This is a genomic window from Flavobacterium sp. TS_SC_5 (assembly GCF_056156265.1).
The window spans coordinates 3661987-3687406 of sequence record NZ_CM149588.1 but is presented as its reverse complement, the minus strand read 5'-3'; the positions used below and the strand labels follow the sequence as shown (position 1 = coordinate 3687406).

Here is a 25420-nt window from a genome sequence, read left to right as displayed (position 1 = left end):
ATTTTTCAAAGGAATAAACAATTGACATTCATTATGGATATAATGTGTATTTTAGCTTTTCAATAAAATTTAAAAACATGAAAAAGCCGTTTGCTATTGTTCTACTAATTTTCATTTTTACAAGTGTTCATGCACAAAAAAATAAATTCAATTTACTGATTGGAACCTATACTCAAAGTTGTGACAGTAAAGGAATTTATGTGTATGAATTTGATTCGAAAACAGGTGATTTTAGTTTTAAAAATGCTACTGAAAAGGTTATAAATCCGAGTTATTTGACGGTTTCAGAAGAGAATAATTTTGTTTATTCCGTAAATGAATTTGGTGCCGAGAGCACGGTAAGTTCTTTTAGTTACAATCCATCAAGCGGAAAATTAGACTTAATCAACAAGCAAAGTTCAAAGGGTGCTGATCCTTGTTACATTATAAACGATGATAAAAATGTAATCGTTGCCAATTATTCCGGTGGCAATATTTCTGTTTTTGGTAAAAATAGTGATGGAAGTCTTACTGAAGCCAAGCAAGTAATCCAGCATTATGGTAAAGGAATTAACGCGCAAAGGCAAGAAGGTCCGCACGTACACATGGTTCATTTTTCTCCAGATAAAAAGTTTGTTTTGTCTAATGATTTAGGGAATGACAAAGTGTATTCCTATGGCTATAATCCTAATGCCGAACATACTGTTTTAGAATTAAAAGACAGTATTTCAGTAAAATCTGGAAGTGGACCAAGACATTTGACATTCAGTAAAAATGGAAAGTTTGTTTATTTATTACAGGAACTCGACGGTGCGTTAACGGTATTTAGTTACTCCAACGGAATATTGACAAAGATTGATGAAACGACTATTTTAGCTAAAGATTTCAAAGGAACATTTAGTTCTGCAGATATCCATATTTCGCCTGACGGGAAGTTTTTATATGCGTCTAATCGTGGTGAAGCCAATAATATTACAATTTTTAAAATTTTAAAAAATGGAAAATTACTTTTGAAAGGACAAACCAGTACTTTAGGAAAAGGACCTAGAAATTTTACAATTGATCCAAGCGGAAATTTTCTATTGGTATCACATCAATATACCAATGATGTGGTAATTTTTAAAAGAGATAAAAAGACCGGATTACTTACTGATACTGGAAAAAAAACAGCATTATGCGCTCCGGTTTGTTTAGTTTTTACTAATAATTAAACTTGAGAATCAATATAATTCACAAAAAAAAACGGGTTAAAAATGGAAACATTTTTAACCCGTTTTTATATTTTATCTTGTGACCCCGATGATTTAAAAATATCAGGATTTAGAAACTGAGGACTATTTATTCTTGTCTTTTCTCTTTTTATCTCTGGTTTTTAGCATATTTCTATTTACTGAACCGTGGGTTTTCTTTTTAGTAACACCAGGCCCACCCAAATTGACTTTCTTGTTCTTTTTGCTTTTTTCTTGAAAAGCACCATCTCCATCAAGTTTTTGTTTTTTCATCAAAAACTTAATCGGTTGTCTATCCTTTTCAGGTTCGATTAATTTAGATGAAACTTCAACGGTTTCCGGGAAAGGCTCAATTGCCAATTCCATATTCATAAGTACTTCGACCTCCACTTTGAATTCTTCTTCACGAGGTGCGACAAAACTTATTGCAGTTCCTGAAGCATCAGCGCGACCAGTTCTACCAATTCTGTGCATATATAATTCAGGCATTTCTGGCATTTCGAAATTGATCACGTGCGTAATATTCGAAATGTCTAAACCTCTGGCCATAATATCAGTAGTAATCAAACCACGTAAATTTCCTTCTTGAAAGGAAGCCATAGTGCTCAAACGATAATTTTGTGATTTATTAGAGTGAATTACTCCAAATTGACCATCAAAATCTTCTTCGATTCGCTCGAGAACCATATCCGAAATCTTTTTGTTATTGACAAATACCAGAACACGACTCATGTCATGGTTGTTTTGCAACAAGTGTTTCAGAAGATTTATTTTGGTGTTGAAATTAGGAACTTGATAGGATAATTGTTTGATATTTTCCAAAGGTGTTCCTGATGCCGAAAGCGTAACCTCTTCCGGATAATCAAAATAATCATTTAATATTGCATCTACTTCATCCGTCATAGTTGCAGAAAATAAGATGTTTTGACGTTTTTTTGGCATCATGGCTAAAATAGCCGTCAATTGCGTACGAAATCCTAAATTTAGCATTTCATCAAACTCATCAATTACTAGTTTTTGCATTTCTTCAAAACGAATGACATTGTCAAGCGTTAAATCCATGATTCTTCCCGGAGTTCCCACTAATATGTCACAACCTTGATAAACCGTTGTTTTTTGGGTATTTATATTGACACCACCAAAAATTCCTATAGTTCGAACCGACATGTATTTTGTAAGTTTTTCTACTTCTTCCACCACTTGAACTACAAGTTCACGGGTAGGAACCAGAATCACTATTTTGGGCGTATGTCCGGGCGTGAATTTATATAGTTTTAATAAAGGCAATAAGTATGCAAATGTTTTACCAGTACCAGTTTGAGCGATTCCCATCATATCTCTTCCTGACATTATCACAGAAAAGGTTTTTTCCTGAATAGGAGTAGGTGTTGTAAATCCTAAATCATCAATCGCTTTTTGTACGGATTTAGGAAGATTGAATTGCTCAAAAGTAGTCATTTGCTTAATTTTTTTGCAAAGATAGTCTTTTTGAAAGTAATGCTCAAAATCAACATTTTTCAGAGGCTATTTAGCTTCATATTTGAATCAATGATTTAATAATCGCTTCACTCTCAATACTAATTCGTTTGGATTAAAAGGTTTTGCAATGAAATCATCGGCACCAAGTTTAAATGCTTCGCTAACAGAATGTTCCTCTTCGCCTAAGGCAGATAATGCAATTATAGCTTTATTTTTGTAATTACTTTTTACAAAGCTAATTACTTCTAATCCTGATTTATATGGTAATAATAAATCAGTGATTACCATGTCAGGATTTATGGTGTGTAATTGTTCAATAGCACTTAGACCATCTCTAATTACGCTCAACTGATATCCTTCCTTGTTTAATATAAATGTGAGGATTTTAATCATTAACTCATCATCTTCAATAATTAGTATTTTTTTGTCGCTGTTCATTTGAGTTCTTTTATTTGTTGTAAAGTTCAATTTCATCAATCATTACCATCGGTTTTTTGTTTTTCCGTTTTCTCCAATTTGGTAAATCTTCCTGATTCTGCACGACTAATTTTATTTTTTCAAAAGTGCTGAAACTTTTATCCACAATCTCTATTTCACTACTTTTTACTTCATAATTTTCTATTAAATTTGCTAATTTTTTTTCAGTTATCAGGTTCCATTTTTTGTTTTTATATCCAAATATTGTGACTTTCTGTGGTAGAAAAATCCAACTTCTTTGGTTATCTAAAAAGTGCATCTTAATAAGATTAAAATCTAAATTTTTTGTAATTATTTCTATTTCAGGATTGTTTCCATACCATCCAATCCAATTGATGTTGTAATCTGTATGTCCAGTTATTCCATCAACAAGTCCAGCACTTCCTTTACCTGAGTATTCCGTTGATGATGGTGTCAGAATATTAATTTCTAGTTTTTCTCCAAGATGTGCTGCCGTGTTTTTAGTTATTTCCAGCCAATTCTGGTAATATTGGTCAGGAGGCAATCCATCTTCGCTCAGTTCGTAAATTCCAAATTCATTACACGCCTCAGAAAATTTCGACACCCTTTCAGTTAGGCTGGGTTTTACTTCTTTTTCACCATTGGCATTGACGATGAACATCCCATGTTGTTCTTTCCCGTAATACTTGGATTGCTCAAAAAACACATATTCTAATGCAAGACGTAATTTTTTTATTCGGGAATATAAAATGGGGTCTTCATTCACTGACATGGATGCTTCTTCCAGTAATTGATCATATTGTACCATCGCTTTTGGAGATAGAAAGGTATTTCTACTTTGAATAGGTCCAGAATAAATGTCTAAAGTGCGATTCGAATTTTCTTGGTTTTTGGACAAAAGATTTAAATATTCTTTAATTGAAGAGGCAGCATTTCCGTAAAAACCTCTTAAGAAGTCTTCGGTAGTTGCTTCGATATCTATTTCAGTATCCCATAATAATTTGGCTAAAAGATATTGTCGTAATTCCGAAAAATCTCCGGGAACATCAGCGTAACCTTGTACAAATAATCCTTTGACATTATTTTTTTTGAAAAGTTTATAATTATCTGAAAACGTATGTACGTTAGGAAAAGGAGATAAATAGTTTGAAAATTGTACGGTATAGTCCCATAAATATAAATTGGAAGCTGTTTTTCCCCAGTTTTGTAATATTTTTATAAAAGGTTTATTTTCAGTATCATTCTGTATCGATTTTCCTCGGTTTAATTCTATAGGGCAAAATAAAGTGTAAATATTTGATTGGATTTTTAAATTAGTTGGTGCTTTGAAGGTGTGTTGGTAAGCCAGTGTAGCAATTTTTGTTTTCGGAAAATGTTTTGCAATTTTATTCAAAAAAAAATACAGAGAGCCTTGCGGTCCTCCATGTTTTTCATTCAATGATTTGCATTTATCGCACTCACAATATACAGCATCATCATTTTGACTGACTGATATAAATGATGCTTTAGGATTGTCAGCAATAATTTGAGTCATTTTTTTTATTACCGTATTAACGACAGTTTCGTTAGTCATACAAAGTGATTCCGGTCTTCGTTTCCCCTCGTATAAAGCAAAAAATTCAGGATTTGTTTTGAAAAATTCTTTTGCTGGTAAAAGAATATGAAATGAGTGTCCCCAAATACTGAAATCGTCTAAATGCCAATCTAATTTGTGCCAATCGCGAAAATCTTCATCAAAAGCATCTGGATAAAAAAGTACCCGATATTCAAATGAAGGATTATGTATTTGGGTTGTGTTTTTTGGAAAAACTACACGGTTTAATTTTGGAATATAAAGATCTTTCGAAGTAAATTTTCTAAAGCCCCAATTTTCAAGTAAAGTATAAACGGCGTATCGAAGCAGTTTTTCACTGGCTGCAGCCAAAAAAATAGTGGTATCATCACTTTTGATACTAAAAGTATTTTTGTCTTTTTTATTTTTAGAATTTGTTATAGTTAGATGAATTGTCGCAGTAGTTTTCTCCGAATTTCCTGTGTTACTTTTGATGATGAAAGGATTAGAAAAACTTCGGTCTAAATACTTTTTTAAAATGTTTGCGGCTGGTTTTGCATTTTCGTTCATAATTTGAATAGCATTTTCCTCCCCAGGTTTATTCTCAATTATAATGTTAGATTGAGCCATAGTTTTGAAGTTAAAAAGAACCAAAAAAAACAGAAAGTAAATCAAGTTCAGCCTTTTATTTAACATATTTTAGAATTTATATTGGAACATTAATGAGAGTTCCAATTCATTTTGTGTTAAGTTTCGAACGTATTCTTGTTGATTATAGGTAAGTTGAATTCCTATAATATAATGATTGTTGAATATTCGGTAATAACCGGCACCCAACCGATACGAATCCAGTGAAATTCGCTCTTTAAATTGTCCTAAAGTAGTCCGCTCTTCCGGGGAAGAACCGTAGCCAGAGGTAAAAGTTACGTAATCAAATCGTGTATCAAAATAATATCGCATAGTCAAGGTAACAGCGGGATAATAATCTTGTTTGTCTTTTTGAATAAAAGTTCTCAGATTAATCCAATAGGACGCAATATATTTCCCGAGACCAATAACTACGGTATTAAATTCAGTACCATCTTGGGTTTTTAAATAGCGGAGACCTAAATCGCCTTCCCAGCCTTTTTTAAAATTTTGATAAAAAGAATATCCCAGTCTTATTTTTGGAAAAACAAGATCATTACTGTATGCCGCGCTCACATAGGAATAATTGTTTTTGCCCGTAAAAAAATACGATTCGGCTTCATATTGAATTCCGTCAGCTATACTCTGACCTGAGGATAACCGATCAGCATAATTGATTCTCCCAATCAAGGATCCCCATTGGCGTTCTCTTATGTATTGAAAACCCAGTAAATGCCATGGTCCGTATCCTTTTCTGTCAAAAGTGGTATAACTGTAATTGATACCTGCTCGATCCGATTTCATCTTTGATTCCAGTTGAAAAATCAGTTGTGTAATGGCATCATCATTTGGATTTTTTGCTTGTAACGTTTTTAAATATTCATATTCTTTTTTTCTATCCTTTTGCAACTGGAAAACAGTAAGTTTTTTTTGTTCAAAGTTTTTATTTCCAGGATGTTTCGTAAGGGCTTGGTCTATTGTAACTATAGCATTATTGTAATTTTCATCCTCTAATTCAAGATTGATTAAATAGTTAAAAGTGTCTTCATTGTCGGGATTTTTTTCTATATAATAGTTGTAATAATATCTAGCGCTATCCTTCTTTTGCAGTAAATCATAGTTTCTACCCAAAAGCAAATAGTAATCTAAATACGCAGGAGCAATTTTTTTCCCTAATAAAGCTCTTTCAATATTTTTTTCATAGTTTTTATTGGTTTGCATGTCTTTTATAATGACCGTGAGTAGACTATCAGAATCAATTTTTTGAGCTGATAAATTTGGGTTAGACAGTAATAATAAAAAAATTAAAAAACTGGCAGTGTTTAAAATTTTGTTTAGAATCATAATGTTACTTTTTCAGTTGTTGCAAATCCTTTTCGAATCATAACGCCCCATTTTTGTTCTGTTTGTCTAAAAAAGAACCAATAACCCTTTAACGATGCGTATACATTCAAAGGATGATATACGAATGGTTCTATGATGGCCATTAAAATCAAGACCATTAATTCTTTGTAATTAGCATAGCTTTTGTATAATAAATCGTCAATTAGGATGGATATTAGTGTAATTAATAAATAAAATATATAGACAAACAATCCCATAGTGACGAGATATTCAATATTTATGGAGTGGTTGAAAAATCCTATAATCAGTGCGATAATTCCAAGTAATTCAACAATTGGTACTAAGAATTCGAATACAAAGAAAAAGGGTAAAATCAAGAATGCTGTTTTACCATATTTTGGGTTTAAAAACATTTTTCGGTGCAGAAAAAGCGTCTGAACAAGTCCTCTGGCCCACCTGATACGTTGTCTCAGCAACACTTCCCTTGTATCTGGAACTTCAGTCCAGCACAACGATTCCGGAATGTATTTAATTAAGAATTTTTGCTTATTTTCATGCATGTGTTTTCGCATTCGGGTGATCAGTTCCATATCTTCGCCTAACGATTTATGCCAATAACCACCTACTTTAATAGCTATTTCTTTGTCAAACATTCCTAATCCGCCAGAAACTAAAAGCAAACCATTGATTTGGCTCCAAGCCATTCTGCCAAAAAGAAACGAGCGAACATATTCTAATTCCTGAAATCTAGGATACCAGTCTTTAGGGAAATGCACTTTATGCAAAAAGCCATCTTTCACCTCACAGGAATTCGATATTCTGATTCCGGCACCCGTTGCGATTACGCGGGTTTCATTTTCCATAAATGGCTTTGCTAATTTAAGAATTGTATCTCTTTTGAGAATACAATCGACATCAGTACAGAGAAACAAAGGATATTGTGACGAATTTATTCCTGCATTGGATCCATCCGCTTTACTTTTTCCGTTTTCTTTATCCACGACCATAAGTTTGGAATATATAGGATTAGTAGATTTATAATGCCCCCGAACAGGTCTGGTCACAATTTTTTCCTGATAATAGAAATCAATTTTTACTAATTCAAATTCCGTAATCAATTTGGTTAACGTGTCATCTGTGCTTCCATCATTGACAATAATGATTTCGTATTTTGGATACGTCAGTGACAATAATGATTTTACATTATAAACGATGCTAACGCCCTCATTAAAAGCTGGTGCAACAATGGATACGCCTAACAAATGATTCGATCTAATAAGAATATCTTCCGAAATATATTTTTGGTATCTAAGATGTTTTAGTATAGCAAAATAGGAAAGAATGGATAGTAAAACGTAGAATAAAATGTAGGTAAGCGAGAAAAGTGAAACGAATATTTCATAAAAGTGAATAAGCTGATATATGAGACTGTTTATCATAATAAATATATTTCTCTGACATGTTTTGTCATTTTTGTAATATCAAAATCATTGATTGCTACTAAATTCAGTTCTATTTTGTCTAATTCGTTTAGGCATGCAACCGCTTTTAGTTTTATGTCTTTATTAGTCGCTTTCGGAATTATATTTTCTAAAAAAGGAACTATACTTTCATCACCTATAACCATTAATGTTTCTAGAATTTCTAATTGAATATCGTGAGATACTTTATTGAAAAGTTGTATCAAATCCGTTTTAGCTTCTGTCAGAAACAGTTCTCGGATAGCGATAATAGCCTCTTTTTTTAAAGTATCATCATCATTATAAATTAATGCAATAATTCCTTTAGCCTGTTTTCTATAATTGTAGTACACCATTATCTTCAGCCCTAATTTCGTGACCGAATTATTTTCTGTTTCAATCCATTCATCAATATTTTTAGGAATAGCGATTTTTTTTTCATGTAAAATATCCATTATTTTTATCATATTCAGATGCGATATAGTGGACGATTGTTGTTTCAAACTTTCCATGTGATTTTCGGATAAGGAAATGTAAGCCATGTTAGCATTTGACCGAATCACAATATTCGGGTGTTTCAGATAAGGTTTAATTAAAGCACTTCCTTTTTTATAATCTAAAGCCTGAAAATGATAAAAGCCCTCACATTTATAAAAACTTCTAAAATCACGGATTAATCGTGCGGAGTATTTATCAAGATTCAAAGCTTGGTAAAAAACATTGATTTGTTCCGATGCTTTTCCTTTTAAACTGTGCTTAAAACGAATCATATCATTAATGATCATTTCCTTGCACCAAGTCTTATGAAGCGGTATTTCTTTTTTAAAGAGTGATAATTTAGTACTTAATTTTTTGTCCTTTCGATCTGACAGAATAATTTCAGTCAAAAAAGTTTCAGCTTTATTGCTTATTGCTTCTCTGCGGGGTTTGTTGTGTTCGTAGCGTATTCTTTTTAACAATAAAAAAATTGTCAATAATAAGCTTAAAAATAATAGGAATGGAATAATGTAATATTGCAGGTAGTTAGTGATTAAATCCATGATTAGCAGTATTTTATAATATAATATTACAAATAAAATAAAGTTTAAAGAAATATTTTCGACGTATAACATTTAAATCCTTTAAAACACATAATCCAAAAAAAGCAATGTTGTTTTTTGCAGAATTTCTATTTTTAGAAATTTATTTTTCGCAGTTTTATTAGAGTCTTTGAATTTAATTAAGGATTTTTTATCAAAGCTACTAGTTGAGTAGGGATTTCATTTTTTCACAGTGTATTATTCGAACATTGTACACCGAAACAATTCATAAGTCTAAATTGTATTAATGGTAAACCCCTTTTTTTTTGGAAGCTAAAGAAGGATTTACAAAGTAAATAGGTTGCTTTTATTTGAAGTTTAATCAACAAGATGAATCAACAGAGAATGCCCAAAAGGAAGTTCCTTGTTGAAATATTGTTTTTTGGTGTGAAAACGATTAAAATCCCTCGAAAACACCTAATCCAAATAAAGCAAAATCATATTTAACAGGATCAGCATTGTCAAATTCACGAAGTTTCAAATCCAATTCAGACAAGGCTTTGCCATCGTTCTGTTTTCTTGTTAATATTCCTAATTTTCTAGCTACATTTCCGGAGTGTACGTCCAAAGGGCAAGATAACGAAGCTGGTGAAATGCCTTTCCAGATTCCTAAATCGACTCCTTTGTTGTCTTGACGAATCATCCACCGGAGATACATGTTGATTCTTTTTGCCGCGGAATTATTCAGCGGATCTGATATGTGTTTTTGGGTTCGGTACTGGTGTGGAATTTCGAAGAATGTTCTCTTAAATTCATGGATGCTTTTTTGCATCGAATGGGTTTCCTGATGTTTCTTGAACACCGCTTCTAAACCGCCGTGATTGGCGTAGATGTGTCGTAAACTTCTGATGAAAGTTGTAAAATCAATTCCGTTGAACGTGCGGTGAACAAAAGTTTCCAATCGTTCCAAATCATTTTCGGTGTGTGACATGACAAAATCATATGGTGAATTTCCCATCAAATCCATCATTCTATGGGAATTTTTGATGATCATCGTCCGATTTCCCCAAGCAATTGTAGCGCTTAAAAAACCGGCAATTTCAATGTCTTCTTTTTGCGAAAATAAATGCGGAATTTGTACCGGATCACTTTCTATGAAGTCGAGTGTGTTGTATTGCAGGACTTTTTCGTCGAGGAAATCTTTAAGTTCTGATGAATTCATTATCGATTGATGACTTTGGATACTTAATTTTTTTAGTAAGTACGGCTTGTTGTTGCAAGGGATAGCCCAGATAGAAACGGCATCCTTTTTATTTTTTCTTTAAAAATAAAAAGATACAGTGTATAGCTGGAAATAGCTCCTAATTACTAATTAAACCGTCTACCATTATTAGTTTTCGGTCGGCCATATTGGCTAATTCCTCGTTGTGTGTCACAATAACAAAAGTTTGTCCCAACTCATCACGCAGTTTGAAAAATAATTGATGCAGGTTTTCAGCAGAAGCCGTGTCGAGATTTCCGGAAGGCTCATCAGCAAAAATGATGGCTGGTTTATTAATCAGCGCTCTTGCCACCGCAACACGTTGCTGTTCTCCACCCGAAAGTTCGTTGGGTTTGTGATTCATTCGGTGCGAAAGACCAAGGTAGGTTAACAATTTTTTGGCTTCAGTCTCCGTCTCTTCTTTGGGTTTATTGGCAATGAAAGCGGGAATGCACACATTTTCCAAGGCAGTAAATTCCGGTAATAATTGGTGAAATTGAAAAATGAAACCTAAATTCAAGTTTCTGAATTTCGATAAGGTTTTGTCATTCATCGTAAGAATGTCTTCATTGTTGATGCGCAACTCAATTCTGTTTTCAACGGTTGGCTTGTCTAAAGTTCCAAGAATTTGTAAAAGTGTTGTTTTTCCTGCACCGGAAGCACCTACTATAGAGACTATTTCTCCTTTTTGAATATGTAAATCAACTCCTTTCAACACATGCAGTTGATCGTAATATTTATGTAGATTTTTGGCTTGTATCATTTTGAAACTGTTTTTACAAAGAAACAAAGATTTTAATGATAATGAATTGGAACACCAATTATTTTCCTTTGACAAACTATAAACTTTAGTTAACAGAGAATATTCACAACGATTTATTGAATAAATTTGATTTTAAATCATACGAATTATGAAAAAAATAATTGGGGTTTTTTTGGCGCTATTGCCTTTTTCATTTTGTGCAAAAGAAAAGAATATTACTTTGCCAAAAAGTATAGAAACAAAAAATATGGAAATACAAAACGGAATGGAAGTTGCAACCTTTGCAGGAGGTTGTTTTTGGTGTACTGAAGCAGTCTTTTTAGAATTGGACGGTGTCAGTAAGGTGGTTTCAGGATATATTGGTGGAAACACGGTAAATCCCACATACCAGGAAATTAGTACTGGTGATACTGGTCATGCCGAAGCGATTGAGATTACGTTTGATCCCAGTAAAATAAGTTTTGGGGAATTATTAGAAATATTCTTTGCTACGCACGACCCTACGACATTAAATCGTCAAGGAAACGATATTGGAACACAATACCGAAGCGAAATTTTTTATCACAATCCTTTCCAGAAACAATTGTCCGAAGATTATATCGGTTTGATGACGACTGAAAATACATTTGGAAAACCAATTGTCACTAAAATTTCATCAGCAACAAAGTTCTATGTAGCGGAAGATTATCACCAAAACTACTACAATCAGAACAAAACTCAGGGCTATTGTAGTTATGTGATTACACCAAAGATTGATAAATTGAAAAAATTATATCAGGATAAGCTCAAAAAATAATTGGCATTAGATTTGTAAGTATTTTGAGAAATAATAATCTAAATACTATGACAGAACAAGTGTCCGTTAGCGCAGTAAATAACAAAACCAGAAATCTGGTGTTAGGAATTCTGTTTGATGCCATTGGAATGCTTTCGTTTACCGTACCTTTTATTGGTGAATTTTCAGATGTAATATGGGCTCCTTTAGCCGGTTTTTTAATGACTTGGATGTATAAAGGAACAATAGGACGCGTAGGTGGAGTAGTAACTTTTATAGAAGAAATTTTACCGTTTTCGGATTTTATTCCAACGTTTACCTTAACCTGGATTTATAATTATGTAATTAAAAACAAAAATGCCTCGTAAATTAGAGGGATTTTTCGTTAGTTTTTAAAAAGAAATCCCAATCCCAATCGTTTCAACATTTTTTTTTCGAAAGCCCAAAAGAATTTAAATTGTCCAAACAAAAATCCTATTAAGACTAATAAGACTTGGTATATGGGAAAAATTAGAATTAACCGAATTGGAGTAAACCAAAAGCCTAAATCTTCTTTTGTAATTCCAAGCCAAAAACAAAAAGGTTTAGACAGCCACGCCGATGCAGATCCGGTTATTGCAAAAACGATAAATATAATAGTAAGTTGAAAATTGCTGCTAATTCCCCAACGTTGTTTCAGTTTGTTCATTTTTATTTATAATGAATACAAATATAGTGACATTATCTTATGGGGACAAAACCAAAAAGTTTTTGTTTATAGGTGTTTTGAAAATAAATCATGTAATTGTATATTAGATAATTTACTTCGTACCCATAATTGATATTACGGTCATAATTGATTGTCATTTCATATAAATTAGGATCGTATCGTTGCGGTTGCAAGACTCTACTGTTCCATTCCGTCACATAAAGTTGGTTTTTCATTTCCAAAAAAGATTGTGAATGATAGTTGCGTGGCAAAGCCCTTGAATTTAACCACAAGTTAAAACCTGGGTCAATAATTATTACCTCGTATTCCAGTTCATCATTAGCAATTCTGACGGTATCGCCTTGAGCGGCAACAAATTTTTCAGTACTTGGAAATGAAGTTTTTGAAGTTGTACAACTCAAAAACACACAAAAAAGTACGATTATAATGTAGTAACTGTTTTTCATGACGGAAAAATTGAACTATAAAGTTACAAAAATAAAACGCTGTCTAATAGTGTTTTAAAAAAATAAATCATCTGTAATTAGCAGATGATTTATTATAATTTATATTTTATTTTCCGAAGAGTTTACCAAATATACTTCCAAGTCCTCCACCTTTTTGCGTCACTGCAGCCATAGCATCATTTATATCAACTTTTCCATCAGCATTTTGGTCTAAGCCAAATTGACCACCATACTTAGAAATAGCGTCCATGATTCCTGAATTTTGTCCACTAGTACCAGAAATTGCTGTAACAATATCCGAAATTTGAAAACTAGAGTCATTAGGATCTTTTGCTTTATTGATTAACGAACTTATTATTTGTGGAATTAAATTTCCAGCAACACCAGATGCAGCGCCTTCATTTAAACCAAATTTTTCTCCAAGGCTTCCCTTGAATTGCTCAGTTAGTTTTTGAACTATTGGATTCGAATTATTTTGAGCATTATTTCCTTGGAATAATCCTGCAAGTTGATCAACTCCGCCCTCTGAAATTATTTTCTGTAGACCTATAAATATAGAGCTGCTAGCCTCACTGATTACCGCTTCGTTTTGTTCATTTGGAATAGCGTTATTTTTTACAACTGATTCATTTCCGTGTTGCTGTGCTAATTGTATTAATTGTTCAAACATAAGATTTCGTTTAGATTTAAATCCAAATATAATAAAAAAAAGGATTCACTATATTTTTAGTGAATCCTTTTCTTTTTGCTTTATTTTACAGATACTAGCCTAGTATACTAATAATTTGTGAGGCTAATTCAGTACCAATTCTATCTTGAGCTTCTCCAGTTGCCGCTCCAATGTGTGGAGTCAACGAGATTTTATGATTCATCAAAATAGCCATTTCAGGAGTTGGTTCGTTTTCAAAAACGTCTAATCCAGCAAACAATACTTTACCGCTGTCTAATGCTTTTACTAACGCCACTTCGTCAATAACACCACCACGAGCACAGTTTACAATCCCTACACCATCTTTCATAATGGCAAGTTCTTTCTCTCCAATGATGTAACCATCTTGGGCAGGAACGTGTAATGTAATGAAGTCAGCTTCCTTGAATAAAGATTCCAGTGATTGTGAAGCAATAGTCGTCGTAATAGATTGTCCGTCAAAAAATTCCACTTTAACATCTACTTGCGGGATAAAACTATCGGCAGCGATAACTTTCATTCCCAACCCTAACGCCATTTTAGCGGTAGCCTGACCAATACGGCCTATTCCGACGATTCCCAGTGTTTTTCCTCTTAATTCGATTCCGTTTGCGTAGGCTTTCTTCAAGCCATCAAAGTTGGTATCGCCTTCAAGAGGCATATTTCTGTTCGAATCATGCAAGAAACGAACGCCTGAAAATAAGTGTGCAAAAACTAATTCTGCTACTGATTCTGATGAAGAAGCTGGAGTATTGATTACGTGAATTCCTTTGCTTTTAGCATAATCCACATCAATATTATCCATTCCTACACCACCACGACCTATAATTTTCAATCCTGGGCAAGCGTCAATGATATCTTTACGAACTTTAGTCGCACTACGTACCAAAACTACGCTTACATTATTTTCGTTTACAAAATTAGCTACTTGTTCCTGCGCTACTTTTGTGGTTATCACTTCAAATCCACCTTTTTCTAAAGCTAGAATTCCACTTTTTGAAATTCCGTCATTGGCTAATACTTTCATTTGTATTTTATATTTAAAGATTGAAAAATTTAAAGATTTAAAGATTCAATCTGTGTTGTTTAATGGAGTGATTGATTAGAAATTGATTTTTCAAATCTTTAAATCATTCAATATTTTAATTTTTAAATTGCTTTTTCCAAAGCCTGCATAACATCTACTAATACCTGAACACTTTCTAACTGAAGCGCATTGTACATAGAAGCTCTGTAACCACCTACTGAACGGTGTCCAGGCAAACCTGAAATACCCACTGCTTTCCACATCGCATCAAATGTTGCAGCATGTGCTTCATCATTTAATAAGAAAGTAGCATTCATATTCGAACGGTCTTCAACAGCTGCAGCTCCTTTGAATAAAGGGTTTCTGTCTATTTCTCCATAAAGTAACGCCGCTTTAGCATTGTTTATTTTTTCAATAGCAGCAATTCCACCTAGGTTTTTCAACCATTGTAAGGTTAATAATGAGGCGTAAACAGGGAAAACAGGAGGAGTATTATACATACTTTCTGCTTTGATATGTTTAGCGTAATCCAACATGCTTGGGATTATTCTGCCATTTTTACCTAAAATTTCTTCTTTTACAACAATCAGCGTAGTTCCTGCTGGTCCCATATTTTTTTGTGCTCCAGCATAAATCAAATCAAATTTTGAAAAATCCAATTCTCTTGAAAATATGTCAGAACTCATATCACAAACAATTGGCATATCGACTGATGGGAATTCCTTCATTTGCGTACCAAAAATCGTGTTATTACTTGTGCAATGGAAATAATCAGCATCTGCAGGTATTGTAAATGCTTTTGGAATGTGATTGTAATTTTCTTCTTTTGAGGAAGCGACAACGACAGTTTCACCAAAAAGTTTGGCTTCTTTTATAGCTGCTGCTGCCCAAGTCCCTGTATCTAGATAAGCCGCTTTTCCGCCTTCTTTCATCAAGTTATAAGGAGCCATAACAAATTCTAAACTCGCTCCGCCAGCAAGAAATAAGGCACTGTAACCTTTGCCTTCAAGTCCTAAAAGTTCAAGAACGATGGCTCTAGCTTCATCCATCACGGCAACGAAGTCTTTACTTCTGTGTGATATTTCTAAAAGTGATAACCCGGAATCGTTAAAATTTAAAATTGCTTGTGCTGATTTTTCAAAAACTTCTTGCGGTAAAATACAAGGTCCTGCGCTGTAGTTGTGTTTTTTCATGGTGTAGTTTATGTCCAAAAAATTAAGGTGTAAATTTCGACAATCACAGTTTAAAAAGCGTTAATTAATTCGGAATTATTGCACTTTTTTATACTATATTGTTAACAAAAACGAAATAGTATCTGTATTATCTGCATAATTCCATAAACGGGGATTTTGAGTTTGTCCAAATGCCACGCTGTTTTCTATAGTTTCATCAGCAACAATACATTGTAATAGCTCATTTTCAGACTTTAATCTTGTTTTTAATTCATTTATATCTTCGTAAAACTCATAAAAAACACTCGAAATAGGCGAGGCATGACTTTGATCTTCTTTCAAAGTCAAAAATCCATTGTCCAATAATTTGAAATTACTCATCAGGAAAACGGCTTTATTGTAATCGTAATTGTTGGCGTATTTTTCGTAATGGATGACATCTTGGTACGCAAAGATCGCTTCAAAAAACGGAACAAAAGAATATCCTTTTGGAACAAAGAGTTTAGATACATTGCGGCAACCCAATCCAAAATAGCGAAAAATATCTTCACCCAAAGCGGTAAGTTGTTCTTTGGTTTCATTTCCGGTTAAAACTGCCACTGAATTTCTGCTTTTTCGAATAATAGAAGGCTTATCTTTGAAATAAAATTCAAAATATCGGGCTGTATTGTTGCTTCCTGTTGCAATAACGGCATCAAAATTTTCTAGTTTTCCATCTACAAAAGCAATATTCTTAGCTAATTCTGGCTGAACAGCAATAATGTATTTCGCTAAAAAAGGCAATAAATGCTGATCATTTGAGGATGTTTTTACCAAAACAGTATTTCCTGTAATCAAAACCGAAAGGAAATCGTGAAAACCCACCAACGGAATATTTCCGGCTAGAATTAAAGCGACTTTTTTAGGCTCTTGAATTGGAATTGTATAGCTTGAAAGCCATTGATTCAGGTTTTCTGCTGTTAATGCTTCTGCCCAAGATTGTATGGAAAAATAGACGTTTTCAGGAGTATACCAACCATTGTGCGACTGCGACAATTTGATTAAATCAACAAAAGCATCAAAAAACGTTTCGTTGTGCAAAACAGCCGGATTTTTTAAAGTGTTATTTTCGGAAAACTGACTTAAAAATTTCCCTAATTCAACAAAAACACTTTTTTTTGTTTCTAATGTCATAATGTTTGCTTATGAATAGTTTTGATTGTAATTTTGCACAAAAATAAGCTATAAAACGTATAGTTAAAAGATTAAAAGAGGAAAGATATGAGAATCTTAAATCCAAAATCTTATTTCCTTAATATCCTAAATTAAAAAGATGGCAATTATAATAACTGATGAATGTATTAATTGTGGTGCTTGCGAACCCGAGTGCCCAAATACAGCAATATATGAAGGAGCAGACGATTGGAGATACAAAGACGGAACAAAACTGAAAGGAAAAGTGATTTTGCCTGATGGTTCCGAAATTGATTCTGATGAAGCTCAAACTCCAATTTCTGACGAAGTGTATTACATTGTACCGGGGAAATGTACCGAGTGTAAAGGTTTTCACGATGAGCCGCAATGTGCTGCCGTATGTCCTGTAGACTGTTGTATTCCGGATGACAATCACGTAGAAAGTGAGGAAACTTTGTTAAACAGACAAGCGTTTTTACACAACGAATAGGCAGAAGATCTTAATTTTATGCAAAAAAAAATCCTGAACTAATTCAGGATTTTTTTTGTTTTACAACTTTCTTATTCTTTAACCATAATGAAAGTCTCTACTATTACTTTATCAGTTTTATCATCATAAGATTCTAAAACCAGATTTCCGTTAGCATCAAAATAACCAAAAGAAGTTTTATTTTTTGCTTTATAAATGTAATTGTTGTTTGATGTTTTTCTCAAAACTGCAGCTTTTTCTTTGTTTGGTAAATACATATTATATCCAGTCTCAGCCAGTGAAACTTGATATTTCTGTCCATTTAAATTATAATAAGCAGATCTGTCGATATCCACCACATTTGTAACTCCATTTGCCGTCACTGCAGTAATTGCCGTTACTTGAACAGGCGTATCTTTCATTTCTTTATTCAATACATTAGATTCAGCATCTTTTAGTTCAATATTTTGAATTTCTTTTACTTCCTGCGTTTTGATTAATTTTTTTTCGCCTTTTGAATCTTTAATCGTTGTTACAGTCGTTTTTACTTCTGATTTAACATTTTTATTTTGCGCTTGAATAGTTAATGTAAATAAAAAAGCAATCATTCCAAGAATTATAGTTTTCATAATATTTAATTTTGTGATTAATATGAAACAAATTTACAATCATCTGGTTAAGTACATGTTATGTAATTATGATAAAAGATTATATAATTTACATAAAGGCAGATAAAAACTATGTTTTTATTTTTGTCTAGCAACAATTACAAAAGTGTCATACGCATATGTTTTTCGATCAATAGTGTTGATTATTTCAAAACCATTTAGATAAAGAAATAATTGTATTTCATTTAAAGTAAATACGCGAACAGTGGAAAAATCATTTGCTATTATTTCTTTCGCGCTTTCTTTGACAGTATAATATTGAGCAGTCCATTCCAACATAAAATTTTCCGCTGAAGTTGTTTTCCAGCTGCTGTCTCTGTAATAAGTGATTCCTTCATGATTTGCCTCATGAATAATAATGGGATTCTCTTTTGTATATGGAATGTACCGATTGGCATCTATAAAATCAAAAATAAGAATTCCATTGCTTGTTAAATTTTTATGAATGGATTTAAAAGTATTGTTGATGTCATCATTTGTAATCATATAACTAGTAGTACGACCTGTAATTAGTATGGAATCTACAGGGTTTTCAAGTTGAAAATCTCGCATGTTGCCATGTATGAAAGTGCAGTCTTTATTCCTCTCTTTGGCGATTGCAATCATACTTTGACTATAATCCAGACCGGTGTAATCTTGATTGTTTTCCTTAAATCGTTTGGCAAGATTTCCCGTACCACTACCAATTTCAAGTATAGTTTTACAATTTTTTTCTTGGATCAAACGATTATAAAAATAATACTCTTCATCATAATCAATAAAGGTTTGGTACATAGCATCAAAAATTGCCGCCATCTTTCCGTTGTAAAGATTTGCCATGATATTTGTATATTAAGTATTAAATTTAGTGATAATAAACGAAATAAAAAAAGGGCTGTCAATGACAGCCCTTTTAAAATTATTCTATAACTGAATTAGAATTTATAATTTAAAGATAAATTAAACATTGTTCCCAATTGGCTAAAATGATAACCATCATATGTCATTTGAGAATAACGTTGGTTGAAGGTAATTAAGTTTGATTGATTTTTTACTTGAGCAGGATTGTTTAATATTGCAGTTCCAGCAGCGTTTTCAGCTTTGAATTTCCACTCAGGTAATACATTCAATAAGTTGTTTACATTCAATGCCAAAGTTAATTTTTCAGTAGCAGAGAAAGTAATTCCTAAATCAGTAACAACTTTTGGAGTAAATTCAGTTCTTAAATTGTTATCTAAACCTGCTTGTTTGAAAGTTGATTTACCAAAATAAGTATTGTTAAGTGAGAATCCTAGTTTTCCTATTTCATAGTTACCTCCTAAAATCCATTTAGTTATAGGTCTTGACGTAAACATTAATGCTTCAAGAGTTTGGCTAAAGTTGTTCTTTTTAACTGGTGATATTCTTTCGTTTTGAATTGTATAATTTCCAGATAAGTTAACTCCTAATTTTCCAGCTCCTATCATAATATTGCTAAAGTTAGCAACCACGTCTAAACCTGATGTTCTAGTATCAAATGAATTTTCAAACCAAGCAACATCTCCAAAACGAGTTGCAGTAATATCACCCAGTACAATTCTATCTTTAACTTTGATGTTGTAGTAATCTACAGTAAAATTAAAGTTTTTAGATGGTTTCGCACCTAAACCAATAGTAATGTTTGTTGATTTCTCAGCATCCAAAGGATCAATATCTAGTTGTCTTGCTTGTGGCGAAACATTATTTATAATTCCACTGACTTGAATTCCTTCTCCAGGAACAAAAGAATATTGGGATTTTTGAGTATAAATTTGGTGTAAAGTAGGGGCTCTAAATCCTGTAGACACAGATCCTCTTAGGGTAATTTTATCGTCTAAGAATTTATATCTTGAACTAATTTTCCATACGGTAGCTCCACCAAAATCACTATAATCTTCATATCTTAATGTTCCGTTGATTAAAAAGTCTTCTGTGATGTCATACGCTAAATCAAAGTAAGCACCTAAATTATAACGATTCCATTTTCCTGAGTTTTCAGGTCTGTTACCTGCAAATGAGTCAGCTCCTATTCCGTCCCACGAAGCTTTATCGCCTTCAGTAACTTCAAAAGTTTCTGTTCTAATTTCTGTACCAAAACCAATACTTACTTTGTCAGAAAGGTTTTTAGATATATCAATATTTCCTACAACATGGTTAAAAGAAGTTCCTCCTGGTTTAAAAGATATTGGGCTGTTTTCTAAATATACATTGTTACCATCAGCATCTTGAATGTCCGAACGGTTAAATGAATTTTCAACACTATATGTTTGAGAGTTACCACCCACAGTAATACTAGCGTCTGTGTTCCAATCATTTTTAGTGGCTTTGTACCCTAAAGTAGCATTGTAATCGTTTAGATCTCCAGTAAATGTAGGTACATAACCTTGGTATGAAGAAGGAGTTCCATTCCCAAAGAAATCAGCTAGAAAAGGATAGTCAGATAATGTTCTCCAGTATGGAGTTCTATAATTAGCAAATGAATTTACTTTTTTATAAACATAAGCAGCATTATAGTAAAGTGAAGTGTCATCTGATAAACCAAAACCACCGTTTACTAAAAACTTAGCAGCAGCAGTTTCTGGTGATCCATTGATGTTTCCTGCATCAGGTTGTAATGCTAAGAATGATTGTACCGCGGCTAGTGAAGCACCAAAATCAGCAGCGTCTCCTGCAGCGTCTACAGTTCCAGGTCTATTAGATAAATTTACTTTCGAAAAATCAACAGTATAATTTACATATCCTTTGTCGCCAACTTCTGATCCGTTATTTAAACTCACACCAATCATTTCGCCATCTCCTTGAGATGTCATTCCGCTTCTCATTGTAACAGATGCGCCGTTGGTATTCTTTTTTAGGATGATGTTCATTACACCTGCAATAGCATCAGATCCGTATTGTGCAGATGCTCCATCTCTTAAAATTTCAACTCTTTCAATAGCATCAGTTGGTATTGCTGAGATATCTGATCCTGTTTCACCACGTCCCGGAGAGGTTTGTACATAAAGTAAAGAACTTAAGTTTTTACGTTTCCCGTTGATAAGGATTAAAGTCCTACTTGGTCCCATGTTTCTGATTTCATAAGGATCCAGTAATGAAGTTGCATCATTTACTGGGGTTTGCACCGTATTAAATGATGGAATTTTGTACTGTAACGCTTTGTCAAAAGAAGCTTGTCCAGTTGAGGTCAAGTCTTTTGAAGATAAAACATCAATAGGCAGGGCTGATGTCGTGTTACTTCTTGGAGCCGTTCTAGTTCCTGTGACTACAACTTCGTTAAGATTTTGCCCGCCTTCTTCTGATAGAACTACATCTATAACTGCGTCAGTAGCTGCTTTTTCTAATTTAGCAAAGCCAACATAACTAAAAACTAAAGTAGCTCCCTCTTTTACTTTAATTTTATACATTCCATCCATGTCTGTAGAAACTCCGTTTTGAGTTCCTTTTTCAACAACGTTTACACCTGGTAAAACATTACCAGTGTTGTCTTTTACAACGCCCGAGACTTCTCTTTGTGCAAAAAGAAACGAGACGTTTAATAGAAATAATAATAATGCGAATTTTTTCATAATAAGTTGTGTTTAATATTTGGTTTGGTTTAAAATCATTCGCAATGTAATTTTTTTTTAACAAAAAATTAATAGATATTTTGATTTTTTATAAAAATATTAGTAATTTTTTTAAATCCGTCGATAAAATTAATTATCCATTAATTAAATCACTTTAAAATACGAAATTCTTAATGCTCTAAATAATTAGGTATAACAATAAATGCTCTGTTTATATCACCTTACATTCATTTTAATATTATATTTGCAAACTTTTAAAGTGAAGATTACAAAAATAGTGGAGTTCGTTGTTAGCAAATAAAAACGCAATCAAATCGTCCTTCACTATAAGATTATAAAATAGTACGGCAGACAAATTTATGTTCCATTAAAAATAAAATATTATCCACATATGAAAGCAGGAATTGTAGGATTACCAAATGTTGGAAAATCAACATTGTTTAATTGTTTATCCAACGCAAAAGCGCAAAGTGCCAACTTTCCTTTTTGTACTATTGAGCCGAATATAGGTGTTGTAAATGTACCAGATCCAAGAATTGAAAAATTGGAAGAATTGGTAAAACCAGAGCGTGTGCAAATGGCTACTGTTGATATAGTTGATATTGCAGGATTAGTAAAAGGAGCTAGTAAAGGCGAAGGTTTAGGAAACCAATTCCTTGGAAATATCAGAGAGTGTAACGCCATTATTCACGTTTTGCGTTGTTTTGACAACGATAATATTGTACACGTTGACGGAAATGTAAATCCAATTCGTGACAAAGAAACAATTGATATCGAATTGCAGTTGAAGGATTTAGAAAACGTTGAAAAACGTCTGGAAAAAGTAAAACGTGCTGCTAAAACAGGAAATAAAGAAGCAATCGTTGAGGAAGCGTTGTTGAACAGAATTAGAGAAACGTTACTTCAGGCAAAATCAGCCAGAACCATAACCCCGCAAAACATTGACGAAGAAGTTTTGATGGAAGGTTTCCAATTGATTACAGCAAAACCAGTATTGTATGTTTGTAATGTAGATGAAAATTCAGCAGTGAGCGGAAATAAATATGTGGACCAAATTCGGGAGTTGGTAAAAGATGAAGATGCAGAAGTTATCGTGCTTTCTGTTGGTGCTGAGGCTGATATTACCGAATTAGAAAGCTACGAAGAGCGTCAGGTTTTCTTAGAAGATATGGGATTGACTGAGCCAGGAGCTTCGGTTTTAATTCGTGCCGCTTATAAATTATTGAAGCAGCAAACTTATTTTACCGCAGGAGTTAAAGAAGTTCGCGCTTGGACTATTGATGTTGGATCAACCGCGCCACAAGCTGCGGGAGTGATTCATACTGATTTTGAAAAAGGATTTATCCGTGCCGAAGTTATTGCATACGAGGATTTCGTGCAATACGGTTCAGAAGCTAAATGCAAAGAAGCCGGAAAATTCAAAGTAGAAGGAAAAGAATATATCGTAAAAGATGGTGATGTAATGCATTTTAGATTCAACGTCTAAATAAACAGTTATAAAGCCGAAAGTCATAAAGTCGAAAGTTAGCAATAACTTTCGACTTTTTTTATGGACCTATTCCAGCTTTCCACTTCAAAATTTTCCAGATCAATCTCTTTTTTCTAAGACAAAAAAGGAGCTTCTCCCGAAGTGTCGGGAGTCGCTCTTTTATGCCAAGAAAAAAAGGAGATTGATTTGAAAAATGCTTTCCGTTTCACTCTGGGGTAAAATCGATTTAGAAAGAAATGAAGTTTCGTTTTCTTATCGTTTTTTAAATCTGTGAATCAGTAGTTAATTATTTTGTTGCTATTTTATTTTTAGTACTTTTAAAAAAAACTAACTCTCATGAAAATAATCGCTTTTGGCGCAAGCCCCAGCAAAAACTCAATCAATAAAAAATTAGCAACTTACGCAGCCAATTTATTTGAAAATGCCGAAGTAGAGGTTCTGGATTTAAATGATTTCCAAATGCCAATTTATACCGTTGATATCGAGCCAGCAATCGGTCAGCACGAGTTAGCAAAAACATTTTTAGCTAAAATTGCTACTGCTGATATTTTAGTAGTTTCAATGGCAGAAAATAACGGAAATTATTCCGCTGCTTTCAAAAATATTTTTGATTGGTGCTCCAGAATTACAGGAAAAGTTTTCCAGGAAAAACCCATGTTTTTAATGGCTACTTCTCCGGGGGCTAGAGGCGGTGCAAGTGTTTTGGAAACCGCTAAAAAAGCTTTTCCATTTTATGGTGGAAACGTAAAGGCTACTTTTTCACTTCCTAGTTTTGATGCTAATTTTGATGTCGAAAAAGGAGAAATTAGTAGCGTAGAATTGCGAAAAGAACTTCAGAAATTAATCACAGATAATTTTTAACACGTTATGATTTCAGTTCAATTGCATTCGATTTTAGATAATGATTTTTACAAATTTACGATGCAGCATGCTGTAATCAAACTTTTTCCAAAGGCTAAAGTTCAGTACGCATTCATTAATCGTGGTAAACATCAATTTCCGTCTCATTTTGCTGAATTACTTCGTAAAGCAGTTGATGCAATGATTCATCTAAAATTGACAGTAGCCGAAAAGAGGTTTCTTGCCGATAATTGTCCCTATTTAGATCCTACCTATTTGGATTTTTTGCAAGGTTATCAATATGATCCTTCCGAAGTGTTAATTGAGCAGGAGGGAAGTGACTTGAAAGTGATCATTAAAGGGTATTGGTACCGTACAATCCTTTGGGAAGTTCCCTTGATGGCTTTGATATCAGAACTTTTCTATAAGTCTCAAAATTTAATTCGTGTTAGTGATGAAGATGTTAAACGAATCACTAAAACAAAAATAGAGAATTACAATAGTTTGGCTGTTGTGATTTTAGAATTTGGAACACGTCGCCGACATTCCTATAAAGTCCAAAGTTTGGTTAATGAAACATTAAATGTTTTTGGTGCAAATAGTTTTTTAGGAACAAGTAACGTGCATTTGGCAATGTTGCAAAACCGAAAACCATCGGGAACGCATGCCCATGAATGGTTTATGTTTCATGCATCAGCATATGGGTTTAAAGTAGCCAATGCCATAAGTCTCGAGAATTGGACAAAAGTGTATCAAGGCGATTTGGGGATTGCATTAACGGATACGTACACAACCGAAGTCTTTTTTGAACAATTCAATAAAAAATATTCTAAACTTTTTGATGGCGTTCGACACGATAGTGGCGATCCAATTGAGTTTGCAAAAAAAACGATTGCACATTACGAAAAAATGGGAATAGATCCAAAATCCAAAATTATAGTTTTCTCTGATTCGTTAAATTATGAAAAAGTAAAAGTCATTGCTGATTATTGTCGAGGAAAAATTAAAATGTCATTTGGCATTGGAACAAACTTCAGTAATGATGTTGGTTTGCCTGCAATGAATATGGTAATTAAACTCACTGATGCCAAACCCGAAAATAGTCATTGGGAAGCTGTTGTGAAATTATCGGATGAAAAAAATAAACACACAGGAACCCCAAAAATGATTGCCTTAGCACAGCAAGTTTTAGGAATTGAATCCTAAAAGCAGTTGATTCTACAAAGACAAAATCATTTTTTTTAATTTTG

At 33.2% G+C, this 25420-nt stretch carries 24 protein-coding genes; 7 read left to right on the top strand and 17 right to left on the bottom strand.

Annotation, left to right across the window (positions count from 1 at the left end):
* Window positions 1-77 precede the first annotated feature (77 nt).
* Window positions 78-1190 (top strand): lactonase family protein, encoded by a 1113-nt coding sequence (locus AC0J6S_RS15885; RefSeq protein ID WP_474954705.1) that lies wholly within the window; start codon window positions 78-80, stop codon window positions 1188-1190.
* A gap of 123 nt (window positions 1191-1313) precedes the next feature.
* On the opposite strand, the gene AC0J6S_RS15880 is transcribed toward AC0J6S_RS15885, so the two are convergent.
* The 8 genes from AC0J6S_RS15880 to AC0J6S_RS15845 all read right to left on the bottom strand — a co-directional run bounded on the left by AC0J6S_RS15880 (window position 1314) and on the right by AC0J6S_RS15845 (window position 11151).
* A complete protein-coding gene (locus AC0J6S_RS15880; RefSeq protein WP_474954704.1) occupies window positions 1314-2666 on the bottom strand; it encodes a DEAD/DEAH box helicase in 1353 nt (450 codons plus the stop codon).
* Window positions 2667-2753: 87 nt separating this feature from the next.
* Complete coding sequence (locus AC0J6S_RS15875) at window positions 2754-3125, bottom strand: response regulator transcription factor (protein WP_165151554.1); 372 nt, start codon at window positions 3123-3125, stop codon at window positions 2754-2756.
* Window positions 3126-3135: 10 nt separating this feature from the next.
* Window positions 3136-5307 (bottom strand): DUF4838 domain-containing protein, encoded by a 2172-nt coding sequence (locus tag AC0J6S_RS15870; RefSeq protein ID WP_474954703.1) that lies wholly within the window; start codon window positions 5305-5307, stop codon window positions 3136-3138.
* A gap of 69 nt (window positions 5308-5376) precedes the next feature.
* Window positions 5377-6648, bottom strand: coding sequence for a YaiO family outer membrane beta-barrel protein (locus AC0J6S_RS15865; RefSeq protein WP_165151553.1), 1272 nt, complete (start codon window positions 6646-6648; stop codon window positions 5377-5379).
* Entirely contained in the window at window positions 6645-8087 is a 1443-nt protein-coding gene (locus AC0J6S_RS15860) for a glycosyltransferase (protein ID WP_474954702.1), read from the bottom strand. Before AC0J6S_RS15860 ends, AC0J6S_RS15865 begins: the two co-directional genes overlap by 4 nt.
* Entirely contained in the window at window positions 8084-9148 is a 1065-nt protein-coding gene (locus tag AC0J6S_RS15855; RefSeq protein WP_474954701.1) for a HEAT repeat domain-containing protein, read from the bottom strand. The genes AC0J6S_RS15860 and AC0J6S_RS15855 overlap by 4 nt, the downstream gene beginning before the upstream one ends.
* Before the next feature lie 436 nt (window positions 9149-9584).
* The gene (locus tag AC0J6S_RS15850; protein WP_474954700.1) at window positions 9585-10349 is read right to left on the bottom strand and encodes a TIGR02757 family protein; all 765 of its coding nucleotides are present in this window, start codon (window positions 10347-10349) and stop codon (window positions 9585-9587) included.
* 139 nt (window positions 10350-10488) lie between these two features.
* Window positions 10489-11151, bottom strand: a complete 663-nt coding sequence (locus AC0J6S_RS15845; protein ID WP_474954699.1) for an ABC transporter ATP-binding protein — start codon at window positions 11149-11151, stop codon at window positions 10489-10491.
* Between the two features lie 247 nt (window positions 11152-11398).
* Here AC0J6S_RS15845 and msrA point away from each other — a divergent pair, with 247 nt between their 5' ends.
* Both msrA and AC0J6S_RS15835 read left to right on the top strand, forming a co-directional pair.
* The gene (gene msrA, locus AC0J6S_RS15840) at window positions 11399-11947 is read left to right on the top strand and encodes a peptide-methionine (S)-S-oxide reductase MsrA (RefSeq protein ID WP_474956377.1); all 549 of its coding nucleotides are present in this window, start codon (window positions 11399-11401) and stop codon (window positions 11945-11947) included.
* 47 nt (window positions 11948-11994) lie between these two features.
* Entirely contained in the window at window positions 11995-12294 is a 300-nt protein-coding gene (locus AC0J6S_RS15835; protein WP_474954698.1) for a hypothetical protein, read from the top strand.
* A 17-nt stretch (window positions 12295-12311) separates the two neighbouring features.
* On the opposite strand, the gene AC0J6S_RS15830 is transcribed toward AC0J6S_RS15835, so the two are convergent.
* The 6 genes from AC0J6S_RS15830 to AC0J6S_RS15805 form a co-directional block, all read right to left on the bottom strand.
* Window positions 12312-12614: a DUF6787 family protein gene (locus AC0J6S_RS15830; protein ID WP_474954697.1), complete on the bottom strand. Its 303-nt coding sequence runs from the start codon at window positions 12612-12614 to the stop codon at window positions 12312-12314.
* A 32-nt stretch (window positions 12615-12646) separates the two neighbouring features.
* Window positions 12647-13081: a DUF6146 family protein gene (locus tag AC0J6S_RS15825; RefSeq protein ID WP_474954696.1), complete on the bottom strand. Its 435-nt coding sequence runs from the start codon at window positions 13079-13081 to the stop codon at window positions 12647-12649.
* A 106-nt stretch (window positions 13082-13187) separates the two neighbouring features.
* Window positions 13188-13751: a hypothetical protein gene (locus AC0J6S_RS15820; protein ID WP_474954695.1), complete on the bottom strand. Its 564-nt coding sequence runs from the start codon at window positions 13749-13751 to the stop codon at window positions 13188-13190.
* Between the two features lie 94 nt (window positions 13752-13845).
* Complete coding sequence (locus AC0J6S_RS15815; RefSeq protein ID WP_474954694.1) at window positions 13846-14796, bottom strand: D-2-hydroxyacid dehydrogenase; 951 nt, start codon at window positions 14794-14796, stop codon at window positions 13846-13848.
* 122 nt (window positions 14797-14918) lie between these two features.
* The gene (gene serC, locus AC0J6S_RS15810; RefSeq protein ID WP_474954693.1) at window positions 14919-15989 is read right to left on the bottom strand and encodes a 3-phosphoserine/phosphohydroxythreonine transaminase; all 1071 of its coding nucleotides are present in this window, start codon (window positions 15987-15989) and stop codon (window positions 14919-14921) included.
* Between the two features lie 93 nt (window positions 15990-16082).
* The gene (locus AC0J6S_RS15805; protein ID WP_474954692.1) at window positions 16083-17141 is read right to left on the bottom strand and encodes an acyl-CoA reductase; all 1059 of its coding nucleotides are present in this window, start codon (window positions 17139-17141) and stop codon (window positions 16083-16085) included.
* 139 nt (window positions 17142-17280) lie between these two features.
* Between AC0J6S_RS15805 and AC0J6S_RS15800 the strand changes: the two genes are divergently transcribed.
* Window positions 17281-17631, top strand: a complete 351-nt coding sequence (locus tag AC0J6S_RS15800) for a 4Fe-4S dicluster domain-containing protein (RefSeq protein WP_131909957.1) — start codon at window positions 17281-17283, stop codon at window positions 17629-17631.
* Between the two features lie 71 nt (window positions 17632-17702).
* Here AC0J6S_RS15800 and AC0J6S_RS15795 read toward each other — a convergent pair whose 3' ends face one another.
* The 3 genes from AC0J6S_RS15795 to AC0J6S_RS15785 form a co-directional block, all read right to left on the bottom strand.
* Window positions 17703-18239, bottom strand: coding sequence for a hypothetical protein (locus tag AC0J6S_RS15795; RefSeq protein WP_113666808.1), 537 nt, complete (start codon window positions 18237-18239; stop codon window positions 17703-17705).
* 117 nt (window positions 18240-18356) lie between these two features.
* Window positions 18357-19097, bottom strand: coding sequence for a class I SAM-dependent DNA methyltransferase (locus tag AC0J6S_RS15790; protein ID WP_474954691.1), 741 nt, complete (start codon window positions 19095-19097; stop codon window positions 18357-18359).
* 95 nt (window positions 19098-19192) lie between these two features.
* Window positions 19193-21841, bottom strand: coding sequence for a TonB-dependent receptor (locus AC0J6S_RS15785; RefSeq protein ID WP_474954690.1), 2649 nt, complete (start codon window positions 21839-21841; stop codon window positions 19193-19195).
* Window positions 21842-22232: 391 nt separating this feature from the next.
* On the opposite strand from AC0J6S_RS15785, the gene ychF reads away from it, so the two are divergent.
* The 3 genes from ychF (at window position 22233) to pncB (ending at window position 25376) form a co-directional block, all read left to right on the top strand.
* Window positions 22233-23327, top strand: a complete 1095-nt coding sequence (ychF, locus tag AC0J6S_RS15780) for a redox-regulated ATPase YchF (protein WP_474954689.1) — start codon at window positions 22233-22235, stop codon at window positions 23325-23327.
* Between the two features lie 339 nt (window positions 23328-23666).
* The gene (locus AC0J6S_RS15775; protein WP_474954688.1) at window positions 23667-24191 is read left to right on the top strand and encodes an NADPH-dependent FMN reductase; all 525 of its coding nucleotides are present in this window, start codon (window positions 23667-23669) and stop codon (window positions 24189-24191) included.
* Window positions 24192-24197: 6 nt separating this feature from the next.
* A complete protein-coding gene (pncB, locus tag AC0J6S_RS15770) occupies window positions 24198-25376 on the top strand; it encodes a nicotinate phosphoribosyltransferase (RefSeq protein WP_474954687.1) in 1179 nt (392 codons plus the stop codon).
* Window positions 25377-25420: the final 44 nt, after the last annotated feature.